A 12129-nucleotide genomic window follows, 5' to 3' on the forward strand; every position below is an offset into this window, starting at 1 on the left:
TGCCCGGGGACTCCGGCCGGGCCGGCCGCCACGCGACCGCCGGCGTGCGCCGGGCTTGCTGCCCTCATGTGGGCACAGTCCGGGATCGTGTCGGGTCGGCCTCCGTCCCCCCGGCCGGAGGCCACCCCGCGCCCCCGGCGCAGCCTGTGGTTCGGCAGTGGCCCGGCGAGCGCCGGTCCCGCCCGGCCTCATGTGTGGCACGGTCCCGGACCGCGTCCGGTTGCTCCGTTGCCCCCGGCCCGGGGGCCGCCCACCCGCGTCGCGTCGCCCCCACCCCCCCCGGCCGGAGGCCACCCCGCCCCGGCGCGGTCACGGCGCAGCCTGTGATTCGGCACCGGCCCGGCGACCGCATGGCGTGCGCCGGTCCCGCCCGGCCTCATGTGTGGCACGGTCCCGGACCGCGTCCGGTTGCTCCGTCGCCCCCGGCCCGGGGGCCGCCCACCCGCGTCGCGTCGCCCCCACCCCCCCGGCCGGAGGCCACCCCGCGCAGCTCACCCCCCGCGTGTGCGCTCGTGCGCCGTCGATGGGGTGGGGGGTCGGGCGATACCGTCAGGGTGACGGCGGGGTGCACAGCGTGGTGTGGTCCGTCGGTCCGGATGTCCCCTGCGAAGGTGGAACACGTGAAGGCAATCCGTCGATTCACCGTGCGCCCCGTCCTGCCCGAACCTCTGCGACCACTCAGCGACCTCGCGCGCAATCTGCGCTGGTCCTGGCACCCCGAGACCCGTGAACTCTTCGAGGCCGTCGATCCCGACGGCTGGGCCGCCGCCGGGCGGGATCCGGTGCGGCTGCTCGGAGCCGTATCCGCCACGCGGCTGGCGGAGCTGGCCGGTGACCGGCCGTTTCTCGACCGGCTGGCCGCCGTCGCCTCCGGGCTCGACGAGTATCTGGGCGGCGACCGCTGGTACCAGCAACAGAGCGGCCAGGGCGCCGAGCTGCCCGCCGCCGTCGCGTACTTCTCGCCCGAATTCGGTGTCACCGCCGCCCTGCCCCAGTACTCCGGCGGCCTCGGCATCCTCGCCGGTGACCATCTCAAGGCCGCCAGCGACCTCGGCGTACCGCTCATCGGCGTCGGGCTGCTCTACCGGCACGGCTATTTCCGCCAGTCCCTGTCCCGCGACGGCTGGCAGCAGGAGCACTATCCCGTCCTCGATCCGAACGAGCTGCCGCTCAGCCTCCTCCGGGAGGAGGACGGCACACCCAGCCGGGTCGCGCTCACGCTGCCCGGCGGCCGGTCGCTGCGCGCGTGCGTCTGGCAGGCGCGCGTCGGCCGGGTGCCGCTCCTGCTGCTCGACTCGGACATAGAGGACAACGGGCAGACCGAGCGCGAGGTGACCGACCGCCTCTACGGCGGCGGCAGCGAGCACCGGCTGCTCCAGGAGATGCTGCTCGGCATCGGCGGCGTCCGCGCCGTCCGTACGTACTGCCGGCTCTCCGGCCACCCCGAGCCCGAGGTCTTCCACACCAACGAGGGCCACGCCGGCTTCCAGGGCCTCGAACGCATCCGTGAACTCAGTGACACGGGGCTCGGGTTCGACACCGCGCTGGAGGCCGTCCGGGGCGGCACCGTGTTCACGACCCACACCCCCGTGCCCGCAGGCATCGACCGGTTCGACCGTGAACTCGTCGCCCGCCACTTCGGCGAGGACGGCGTCCTGCCCGGCGTCGCCACCGACCAGGTCCTGCGCCTGGGCCGGGAGACCTTCCCCGGCGGCGAGCCGAACCTCTTCAACATGGCCGCCATGGGCTTGCGCCTCGCCCAGCGCGCCAACGGGGTCTCCACCCTGCACGGCGCCGTCAGCCGGCAGATGTTCGCCGGGCTCTGGCCGGGCTTCGACCCGCAGGACGTACCGATCACCTCCGTGACCAACGGTGTGCACGCCCCGACCTGGGTCGCGCCCGAGATCGCGGCGCTGGGCGACGGCGGCGTGGGCGATGTTCCCGACACCGACCTCTGGGGCGTACGGCGCGCCCTGCGCGAGCAGTTGGTGTATGAGGTACGCGACCGGCTGCGCGCCTCCTGGCACCAGCGCGGCGCGGCCGACGCCGAACTGGGCTGGATCGACGGGGTCCTCGACCCCGACGTCCTGACCATCGGCTTCGCCCGGCGAGTCCCCTCGTACAAGCGCCTCACGCTGATGCTGCGCGACCGAGAGCGGCTGACGGAGCTGCTGCTCCACCCCGAGCGGCCGATCCAGATCGTCGTCGCGGGCAAGGCGCACCCGGCGGACGACGGCGGCAAGCGGCTCGTGCAGGAGCTGGTGAAGTTCGCCGACGACCCGCGCGTCCGCCACCGCATCGTCTTCCTGCCCGACTACGGGATGGCGATGGCGCAGAAGCTCTATCCGGGCTGCGACGTCTGGCTGAACAATCCGCTGCGCCCGCTGGAGGCGTGCGGCACGAGCGGGATGAAGGCCGCGCTCAACGGGTGTCTCAACCTGTCGGTGCTGGACGGCTGGTGGGACGAGTGGTTCGAGCCGGACTTCGGCTGGGCCATCCCGACGGCCGACGGTTCGGCGGCCGACGAGGACCGGCGCGACACGCTGGAGGCGAACGCCCTCTACGCGCTGATCGAGGACCGGGTCGCGCCCCGCTTCTACGACCGTACGGAGACGGTGGTGGGCGCCGCGTTGCCGGGGCGCTGGATCGAGATGGTCCGGCGCACCATGACCACCCTCGGCCCGAAGGTGCTCGCCGACCGTATGGTCCGCGAGTACGTGGAGCGGCTGTACACACCCGCCGCCCACGCCCACCGCGCGCTGGACACCGCGACGGCACGGGAGTTGGCCGACTGGAAGAACCAGGTCAGGGCCGCTTGGCCGGAGATCGCCGTCGACCATGTCGAGGCCGTGTCGGCGACCACGGCGGGCGGCAGCGCGGAGCTGGGCTCGACCCTCGCGCTGAAGGTGCGGGTCACCCTCGGCCGGCTCCGCCCCGACGACGTGGAGGTGCAGGCCGTCGCGGGCCGGGTGGGCGCCGACGACACGATCGCGGACGCGCAGATCTTCCCGCTGAAACCGGCGGGCGGGCCTGATCAGTCGGGCCGTTGGGTGTACGAGGGCCCGCTGGCCCTGGACCGTACGGGGCCGTTCGGCTACACCGTCCGGGTCCTGCCCACGCATCCGATGCTCGCCACGGCCGATCTCGGTCTGGTCGCGCTGCCGACCGAGGCGACGGGGGAGGGCGCGGGCGTACTGATGCGCTGAGGACGTCGGACAACGCCTCTTGGGGCCCGGTGGACATGGTCCGCCGGGCCCCTCGGGGTCTCCTCGAAGTCCTCGATGCCCGTTGATACATGTCCATTGGTACATACCTTGACGTGTCCATGGGATGGCCTTAAATTCCTCACTCAACCAGGGTTCACAACTCCGCTCATTGTTCATGTGAGTGAACGATGGGGTTGAGGAACACCCCCCAACCGGAAGGCACCCCATGCGCCCCGGAGTCATCCCCAAATTCCTCGGCCTGTCCGCCGCGCTCGCCGGTCTGATCGGGGCGGCCTTCATGGCCCCCGCCTCGGCCGGCGACCGGGCGGCGGATCCACCGGCCGCCGCGACGGTCCTCTCCGCCGACGCGGTCGCCGCCCCCGCGACGTTCACCCACCCCGGCGTCGGAGTCAGCCGTCCGCAACTCGACTTCGTGCGCGGCAAGGTGCAGGCCAACGCGGCGCCGTGGAAGGCCGCCTACGACCAGATGATGGGGAGCAAGTACGCCTCCCTGTCCCGGGTGCCCAAGCCCCGCGCGGTCGTGGAGTGCGGCTCGTACTCCAACCCCAACAACGGCTGCACGGACGAGCGTGAGGACGCGATAGCGGCGTACACCACCGCGCTGGCCTGGTACATCACCCGCGACGACCGCTACGCGAAGAAGTCCATCGAGCTGATGGACGCCTGGTCCAACACGATCCGCGACCACACCAACAGCAACGCGCCGCTCCAGACCGCGTGGGCCGGATCGTCGTGGCCCAAGGCCGCCGAGATCATCAAGTACACCTACAACAGCTGGCCCAACTCCGGCCGCTTCTCCACCATGCTGCGGAACGTGTACCTGCCGGAGATCATCAACGGCTCCAACTCCAACGGCAACTGGGAGTTGAGCATGAACGAGGCCGCGATCGGCATCGCGGTCCACCTGGAGGACAAGGCCGCCTACGACAAGACGGTGGGCCGCTTCCGCAACCGGGTCCCCGCCTTCATCTACCTGCCCTCCGACGGCGCGCTGCCCAAAACGGTGCCCGGCAGCGGTCTCGACACCCGTGACGAGATCGTCGGCTACTGGCACAACCAGTCCACCTTCATGCAGGGACTCGCGCAGGAGACCTGCCGCGACCTGACCCACACCGGCTACGGCCTCTCCGCCATCTCCCACGTCGCGGAGACCAGCCGCATCCAGGGCCAGGACCTCTATCCGGAGGTGGGTGAGCGGCTGCGGCACGCGATGGGGTTCCACACCAAGTACCAGAACGGCGATGCGGTCCCCGGCAATCTCTGCGGCGGCAGCCTGAAGGACAACCTCGGACCGATCACCGAGGTCGCCTTCAACGCGCTGGGCAACCGGCTGGGCAACGCCATGGCGAACACCCAGGCGTACACCGAGCGGATGCGCCCCCAGGGCACGAACAACCTGTTCGTCGCCTGGGAGACGCTGACGCACGCGAACAACCCCGCGTGAACTCGTAACTCCTGATCAGCACCCGCTCAGCACCCGCTCAGCACCCGATCAACACCCGATGGGACCTTGACGGAGCGTCACCGTCAGGGTCCCATCCATTTCCCGGACTCGTAGTTGTACCCGTGCACCGCGCCGGCCGCCGCGCTCGTACGGAACGGCCGGCCGCCGTCGTCGATGCGCGTGACGCCCGTACGGTCCCCGGCCGACCAGCGCACCTCCAGATACCAGTCGCAGTCGCAGCCGTTGGTGCTCGCCTGGACCTTGATGACGAGCGGTTCCTTCGCCGTGACCTGATACGGCAGCTTGGGCGCGGGCAGCGGCCCCACTTCGCTCCCCCCGTCGACCGGCCGCACGATCGGCCGCGACGCGTCGAGGTCGACGGCGAACACGGCGGGGGTGATCGAGCCGCCGCAGCCGTTGCTCATCTCGTACGCGTTCCAGTCGAGCGGTGTCCGCCGCCCCACCACCCGGGCGAACAACTCCTGGACGACGACGGGCCCCGCGCCCGCCGCCGCGCGCATCGTGGCCTGGGTGAGAGACGAGTCGCCGTGCACCGCGCCGAGCGACGTCGCCCACTGCCGCGCGTCCTGCGAGTTCGGCGGCGGCGGTACGGCGGCGGGGGCGCGGTCGATCAGATACGTATGGTCGCAGCCCGACTGCCACTTCTGGCTGTCCGCGCTCCACTCCAGCGGCTTCGCGCTGCCCGTCCCGGCCTCGGGGTCGCCGCCACCGCCGGCCCTGCCGCCACCGTCACCGCTGCCGCCTCCCGCGGCGCCGGAGCCGTCGGCGCCAGTGGAACCGGACGGTGAAGTCCTCGGACCACCGCCGGACTTCGAGGGGCTCGCCTTCGCGGACGGGGCGCTCGACCGGGCGGACGGTGCCAGCGGGTCCGCCGGTCCGTCGGGGCGGGGGTCGGAGGGGCGGGGACCGCTGTTGTCGGTCCGCGAGTCGGGCTTCCCGAGGTCGGCCGCGACGACGACGGTGCCGCCGAGCACCGTGACGACGGCGAGTGCGGCCCCGACGATCTGGCGGCGGCGCAGCCGTGACGCGCGGGGGCGGGACATGGGAGGGTCCGTGGCGGCGGCGGGCGGCGGATCGTCGGGGTCGTCGTCGGCGTCACCGTCGGGGTCGTCGGCCGGACGGGCGCCGTCCTGCTCCGGCTCCGCGTCACGTACGGGCTCCGTCTCACGTACGGGCTCCGGTTCGGCGGCCGCGACGGCGACGGCGACCGTGTCCCCGGCTTCGACTGCGGCTTCGACTCCTGCCTCGGCTACGGCCGTCTCCTCGCCGTCCTCCGTACGCGCCGAGTGCGCCCGCAGCCACAGCCGGTGCAGCTCCACCCGCTCGGCCGCCGTCGCGCCGACCACCCGGGCCAGCCGTTCCACGGGCGCGTACTCGACGGGCAGCGCGTGCCCGTGGCAGTAGCGGTGCAAGGTCGAGGCGCCGAGGTGGAGTTGGGTGGCGAGCGATCCGTAACTGCGGTCGGTTCTCTCCTTCAGCGCGCGCAGACGCCTCGCGAACTCCGCGGTCTCCGCCGGGATCTTCTCCGACCGGCCCATTCCTCGTCCCCCTACCGCCCGCCACGCTGTTCCGCGGTCATTCCAGGCGCTTGTCGTTTCCCCAGGCCAGCGTACGCGTACGCGTTCCAGGCGTTCCGCGATTCACGTGGGTTGTTGCCGTCGGATCGAGTCACCGCCCAGTCTGGGATCACCGGCCGATCAAGCCGGTGCGAACAGCACCACCAGGGGGGATCCACCTAATGACCACGGGTAGGAACATGAGAAACAGCACGACGCGACGCGCACTCGGCGCCGTGGCGAGCGCCGCACTCGCCGGCGCTCTCGCACTCACGGCGTCCGGCAGCGTCCAGGCCGCGCCGAAGGCGACCACGCCCGGCTTCCTCGTGGCGAAGGACATGCCGCAGGCCGCGGGGAACTTCTGGACCGCGGGCAGCGTGACCGCCGGCGCGCCGGAGTCCGACCCGTTCTGCCTGGAGAAGGTGCTGCCCGCCAAGGGCACGACCTGGCACCGCCAGTTCGGCACCGACCTCGACACGAGCGGCGTACAGGTGAGCGTCCAGGCGGCGAGCGACGCCGACGCCAAGAAGCTGGCCGCGTCCGCCGAGGCGTCCGTGGCGGCCTGCGCCGCGGACTGGCTGCGCGCCACTCCCGGCGGCACGGCCTCGTGGGACGACTACGGCAGGATCGCCGTCGAGGAGGGCGCGCGTGTCATCGGCGTCGCCACCTCGATCCCGGACTCCGGTCCCGGCGTGCATCTGCTGGGCATCGGCCGGGACGGCAACACCGTCACGATCGTCACGTGGGGCCAGTTGGGGAATCTGAGCCACGCGCCGGTCGCGGCGTTCAAGAAGACCACCACCACGGCCGTGAACAAGCTCCGTTAGGAGTTCACGCCGTTCGGTGGATGGCGCGGGCGACGGGGGATCGGCGCTCGGGTCGGGGAATTGGTGGCAGTGAAGGAGCGGGGGAAGCCGTCGCGGCGTGGTCGGCGACGGTCGGTCTCCTCACTGTCCACAGTGACCATGGTTCCCCGGCCCGCGAGCCGGTAGTCCGCGGCACACAGTCGGTGGACGGACAGAGTGGCGTACTTCTTGACCGGGAGTACGCGCGGGGGAGTCCCTGCCGACAGAGCCGCCCGGGTCCTCAGGACCCGGGCGGCTCGTGTCAGTTCTACGCGTCGGTCGAAGCGTCGGTTCTACGCGTCGGTTCAACGCGTCGGTTCGACTGGTCGGTCCGACGCGTCAGCGCTGCGCCGTGATGCTCAAGGGAACGTGAGCTTCACGCTGTTGATGCGCCCGGTGTCCTGCGCCGCGACGTCCTGCACCCGGACCTTCCAGGCGCCGTTGGCCGCCTCGGACGAGGCGTTCACGTTGTACGTCTCCGTGATGTTGTCCGCCGAGTCGCCGCTGCTCGCGCTCTTCAGCGGGTAGACCGTCCCGTCCGGGGCGATCAGGTCGACGACCAGGTCACCGCGCCAGGTGTGCGTGATGTCCACGCCGACCGGGAGGGCGGCGGGCGCGTTGCCCGTACGGCCGGTGACGGTGATGGTCGAGGTGACCGCGGCGCCGTTGTCCGGGATGGCGACGGTTCCGGTGTTCTCGAAGACCGTGCCGCCGCTGCCGCCGGGGCGGGTGCCGACGGCGATGCCGGCCCACGCGTCGGCGACCGACTTGTACTCGGCGCTCGTCGTGCCGTACAGCTCACCGGCGACCGCGAGCGTGCCGGTACGGGCCGCCGCGTAGTTCGTCGTGGAGGTGAACTTCGTGGCGAGGGCCTTGAACCAGATCTGCTCGGCCTTGGCCCGGCCGATGCCGGTCACCGGCAGTCCGTCGGACGTCGCCGAGTCGTAGTTGACACCGTTGATGGTCTTGGTGCCGCTGCCCTCGGAGAGCAGGTAGAAGAAGTGGTTCGCCGGGCCCGAGGAGTAGTGGACGTCGACGTTGCCTATGCCCGAGTACCAGTAGTCCTTGGACGCGCCGTCCTTGCTCGGCTTGTCCATGTACCGCAGCGGCGTCCCGTTGCCGTTGATGTCGATCTTCTCGCCGACCATGTAGTCGCCCACGTCCTGGGCGTTGTTGGCGCTGAACTCGACGGCCGCGGCGAAGATGTCGGAGGTCGCCTCGTTGAGGCCACCGGACTCACCGCTGTAGACGAGACCCGCCGTGTTGGCGGTCACGCCGTGCGACATCTCGTGCGCGGCCACGTCGATGGAGGTCAGCGGCTTGGCGTTGCCCGAGCCGTCGCCGTACGTCATGCAGAAGCAGCTGTCCTGCCAGAAGGCGTTGACGTAGTTGTTGCCGTAGTGCACGCGCGAGTACGCGCCGACTCCGTCGCCCCGGATGCCGGTGCGGCCGTGCACGTTCTTGAAGTAGTCCCAGGTGAGCGCGGCACCGAAGTGCGCGTCGGCGCCGGCGGTCTCCGCGTTGGACGCGGCGCCGTTGCCCCAGATGTCGTCCGGGCCCGAGAAGAGGGTGCCGGTGCCCGAGGAACCGCGGTTCAGGTTGTACGTCTTGTGGTTGCCCCGCGTGGTGTCGGTCAGCGTGAACGACGGGGCGGTGCCCAGGGTGACCTGGCCGCTGTACTGCGTGTTGCCCGTGCCCTCGTGAACGGCCTGCCACTCGTAGAGCTTCTCGCCGGTGGCGGCGTCGGTGACGACGTGCAGCTCGTTCGGGGTGCCGCCCTTCTGGAAGCCGCCGACGACCGTCTCGTACGCGAGGGTCGGCTTGTCGTTCGCCAGCCAGACGACCTTGCGCGGCGCGCGCTCGGTGGCGGCCTTCGTCGACCCCTCGGCCTTCGCCGCGGTCAGCGCCTGCTTCGTGGCGGCGGAGGCCGGCACGTCGGCGTTGGTCTCGACGGACTTGAGGGCCGCCTTGGAAGCCTTGCTGACCCCTTCGGTGGCGCCCGCCTTCGTGGTGGCGACGACGAGGTCACCGCCGAGGACGGGGAGGCCGGCGTAGGTGCGCTCGTAGCGGGTGTGCGTGGTGCCGTCCCGGTCCTGGACGACGTCGCGTACGACGAGCTTCTCCTCGGCGCCGAGGCCGAGTTCGTCGGCCGTCGCCGCCTTGGTGGCGTTGGCCTCGGCCATCAGCTCGGCGCGCTGGGCGGGCGAGAGGGCCTTGGGGAGCGCGCCGGGGTCGGCCTTGCCGGCTACCGGTGCCGCGGGTGCCGAGTCGGGGGCGGCGGCGGCGCTGCCGGCCTGGACTCCGACGGCGAGAAGAGCGGTGACAGCGATCAGAGCGCCGGTCGCGGTGATGCGGCGGCTGGGCGTGGGTCTCACGCGAACTCCTTCTGCGAGGGGGGTACCGGACCGCGCTCGGGTGGGCGGCCCGGACAGTGCAGGTGCGATGCAGGAGCAAGGTGGAGCACGAGCTGCGGTGCTGGGCTGTGCACGAGATTCGGAGCACGAGATGCGGAGCTGCGGTGCACGAGATACGGAGCGGTGGTGCACGAGATGCGGAGCCGTGGTGCTCAGAACGGAGGAAGAGTCCCAGGAATCCGGCTTGTCTGTCAGGACCGCGTCAACAAGTTGGCCGGAAATCGTCCGCTGCGCGAAGTGCCGTGTTCGTTAAGCGAAATCTGCGCCGCTGTTGCGGTGGTGTTACGCGGGCGTACGCCGGGCGATCGTAATGATCTCCGGACTCGCGTCGGTCACCGGCCCGCGGTCCCAGTCGCCGTACCGCTCCTCGACGACCAGCCCCGCTTCGATGAGGAACGCGTCGAGCCGGTCGCTGCCGAGGAACCGCAGGGTGCTGTCGCTGTGCCGTGGGGCAGGCTCGCCGGGGAGGGTGAGACCGGTCCTGAAGGAGACGATCTCCCCATCCACAGAACGGACTTGACGAGTCATCCGCATCGCGGCGGCGGCGCCGGGCGCGACGTCGGAGCCCGCCGCCGGCACGTCGACGGGCGTGACCGTCGTCCACGACTCCCACTCACGGGCGAGCGGATTGCGCGTCTCGAAGCCGAACCGGCCACCGTCGCGCAGAGCCGCGCGTACGGCGGCGAGCGCGGCGCGCAACTCGTCGTCCCCGAGGAGAACCTGGAACGCGTGTCCGGTCATCACCACGAAGTCGAACTCGCGCTCCCAGGACGTGGATTCGAGGTCACCGAGAATCCACTCGATGTCCAATTCCGGTCGCCGACGGGCCTGTTCCAGCATCCCGGCGCCGGGGTCGAGCCCACAGAGCCGACCCCGATGCCCGGCCTCGCGCGCGAGACGCAGCAGACTCCCCGTACCGCAGCCGACGTCGAGCACGGACCGCGCGGACCTGATGCGGGGCAGATAGAAGCCGAAGTCGGCCCGCTCGTCCGTGGGGCAGAGGGCGTCGTACCAGGAGGCGAGCGCCGGATCGGCGAAGAGTCGGTCGACCATCGGCCGACTGTAGGGCGGGCGCTCGCGCGGGCGCATCCCGATATCCGGGGCCGCCCCCGGCAGCGCGAATGTTCCCATCAAGGGGTGCGGGAGGGACGCCGCGTTTGCGTCCGGCGGCTCCGCCCGCTCCCGTAGAGTCCTTGGCGCCGCCGTTCTGCCAGGCCGAGCACGGCGGTTGACCAGGAGAGGAACCAGGAGAGCAACCATGGAGACCGAAGCCACTCCCACTCCCGATCCCCTCGCGTCCGTCCCCGGCACGGGACGGCCCGTCCCCGAAGCCGGGCCCGAACTCGTGCGGCGGTGGCAGGCGGAGGGCGGTGAGCTGGTCGACCTGCTGTCCCAGGTGCGTGAGCGGCTCGGTGGCGTCGCCGCGTTCCGCCTCGGGCCGGCCCCCACCGTTCTCGTCACCGACCCGGTGGCCGTCCAACAGGTACTCGCCCGGCACCCGGACCGGTACGTCAAGCGCTCCCACCGGGCCCGGCTGCTGATCGGCGACGGCGTACTCTCCGCCACCGGTGCGGCGTGGAAGTCCCAACGCCGCCTGTTGCAGTCCCAGTTCACCGGCACCGGCATGCGCCGCTACGAGCAGCGGATCACCGACGCCGCCCGGACCACCGCCGGGCGCTGGGACGAGTACGCCCGTACCGGACAGAGCTTCGACGTCGGGCGGGAGATGCGCCGCTTCGCGCTGGACGCCATCTGGCGGGCCCTCACCGGGTACCCCCTCGACGACGGGACCGAGCACGCACTGGACTCCGTGGCCGCCGTGGCGACCGCCCTGCCCACGCTGCCCGCCGATGTCACCGAGTCCCATGACGCCGTCGCCGCCGATCTCGCCCGGATCGACGCGGTCGCCCGCCGCGCCGTCGAAGCCGCCCGCGACGGGGTGACCGGCCCCGACGGCCCCGGCCTGCTGCAGGTGCTGATCGACGCCGCCGCCGAGCGCCCCGAGTACACCGACCGGCTGATCCGCGACGAGATGGTCACGCTGATGGTGGCCGGACACGAGACCACCGCCACCACCCTGACCTGGCTGTATCTGCTCCTCGACCAGCACCCCGCCGCCCGCGAACAGGCCCTCGCCGCCGGCGGCGAAGGCTCGGAGCAGCGCCGTCAGGCCGTCCAGGCGCTGGTCCACGAGGCGCTCCGGCTCTACCCGTCCGCCTGGATCCTGCCCCGTCACGCCACCGAGGACGGCACCCTCGCCGGGTACACCGTCGAGGCGGGCAGCGACATCCTGGTCTGCCCCTACCTCACGCACCGCGACCCCGAACTGTGGCCGGACCCGGAGCACTTCGACCCCCGGCGCTTCACCGCCCCGGACGGCCGGCCCGCCCACCCGGGCGCCTACTTCCCCTTCGGTATGGGCCCCCGCGCCTGCCTCGGTCTGCAGTTCGCGCTCCGCGAATCGACCGTCCTCCTCGAACACCTGCTGCCGGCCCACACCGTGAACTTCTCCGCCACCCCGACGAAGGCGGTGTACGGCATCACGGTCCGCCCCGACGGCCCCACTCCGGCCACCTTGGTAGGTACCCGCACCTGAAGCGGGCGGCAGGGCGTCCCCGTGCT

Annotated in this window: 7 protein-coding genes; 4 read left to right on the forward strand and 3 right to left on the reverse strand. The window is 71.7% G+C overall.

Translation table 11 applies throughout. The annotated features are described in order from the left end of the window. Positions 1–620: 620 nt before the first annotated feature. Together glgP and ACFUN8_RS09625 are read left to right on the forward strand one after the other, a co-directional pair. The gene (gene glgP / locus ACFUN8_RS09620; protein ID WP_383633967.1) at positions 621–3206 is read left to right on the forward strand and encodes an alpha-glucan family phosphorylase; all 2586 of its coding nucleotides are present in this window, start codon (positions 621–623) and stop codon (positions 3204–3206) included. Positions 3207–3432: 226 nt separating this feature from the next. Then, on the forward strand, positions 3433–4671 hold the full coding sequence (locus ACFUN8_RS09625) for an alginate lyase family protein (protein WP_383633969.1): 1239 nt from the start codon (positions 3433–3435) through the stop codon (positions 4669–4671). Between the two features lie 83 nt (positions 4672–4754). Here ACFUN8_RS09625 and ACFUN8_RS09630 read toward each other — a convergent pair whose 3' ends face one another. Beyond that, entirely contained in the window at positions 4755–6230 is a 1476-nt protein-coding gene (locus ACFUN8_RS09630) for a helix-turn-helix domain-containing protein (protein WP_383633971.1), read from the reverse strand. A gap of 218 nt (positions 6231–6448) precedes the next feature. Here ACFUN8_RS09630 and ACFUN8_RS09635 point away from each other — a divergent pair, with 218 nt between their 5' ends. Continuing rightward, the gene (locus ACFUN8_RS09635; protein WP_383633973.1) at positions 6449–7075 is read left to right on the forward strand and encodes a hypothetical protein; all 627 of its coding nucleotides are present in this window, start codon (positions 6449–6451) and stop codon (positions 7073–7075) included. Positions 7076–7452: 377 nt separating this feature from the next. Here ACFUN8_RS09635 and ACFUN8_RS09640 read toward each other — a convergent pair whose 3' ends face one another. Together ACFUN8_RS09640 and ACFUN8_RS09645 are read right to left on the reverse strand one after the other, a co-directional pair. After that, a complete protein-coding gene (locus tag ACFUN8_RS09640) occupies positions 7453–9468 on the reverse strand; it encodes a M4 family metallopeptidase (protein WP_383633975.1) in 2016 nt (671 codons plus the stop codon). A gap of 321 nt (positions 9469–9789) precedes the next feature. After that, on the reverse strand, positions 9790–10560 hold the full coding sequence (locus ACFUN8_RS09645; protein ID WP_383633977.1) for a class I SAM-dependent methyltransferase: 771 nt from the start codon (positions 10558–10560) through the stop codon (positions 9790–9792). A gap of 205 nt (positions 10561–10765) precedes the next feature. Between ACFUN8_RS09645 and ACFUN8_RS09650 the strand changes: the two genes are divergently transcribed. Further along, positions 10766–12103 (forward strand): cytochrome P450, encoded by a 1338-nt coding sequence (locus tag ACFUN8_RS09650; protein WP_383633979.1) that lies wholly within the window; start codon positions 10766–10768, stop codon positions 12101–12103. The last annotated feature ends 26 nt before the right edge of the window (positions 12104–12129 follow it).

The organism is Streptomyces sp. NPDC057307, from assembly GCF_042667665.1.
GTDB lineage: Bacteria > Actinomycetota > Actinomycetes > Streptomycetales > Streptomycetaceae > Streptomyces.

Excerpts from the sequence above, each read along its gene's own strand:
- ACFUN8_RS09625 (WP_383633969.1), top strand. The coding sequence starts at position 3,433 with ATGCGCCCCGGAGTCATCCCCAAATTCCTCGGCCTGTCCGCCGCGCTC.
- ACFUN8_RS09630 (WP_383633971.1), bottom strand. The coding sequence starts at position 6,230 with ATGGGCCGGTCGGAGAAGATCCCGGCGGAGACCGCGGAGTTCGCGAGG.
- ACFUN8_RS09635 (WP_383633973.1), top strand. The coding sequence starts at position 6,449 with ATGAGAAACAGCACGACGCGACGCGCACTCGGCGCCGTGGCGAGCGCC.
- ACFUN8_RS09645 (WP_383633977.1), bottom strand. The coding sequence starts at position 10,560 with ATGGTCGACCGACTCTTCGCCGATCCGGCGCTCGCCTCCTGGTACGAC.
- ACFUN8_RS09650 (WP_383633979.1), top strand. The coding sequence starts at position 10,766 with ATGGAGACCGAAGCCACTCCCACTCCCGATCCCCTCGCGTCCGTCCCC.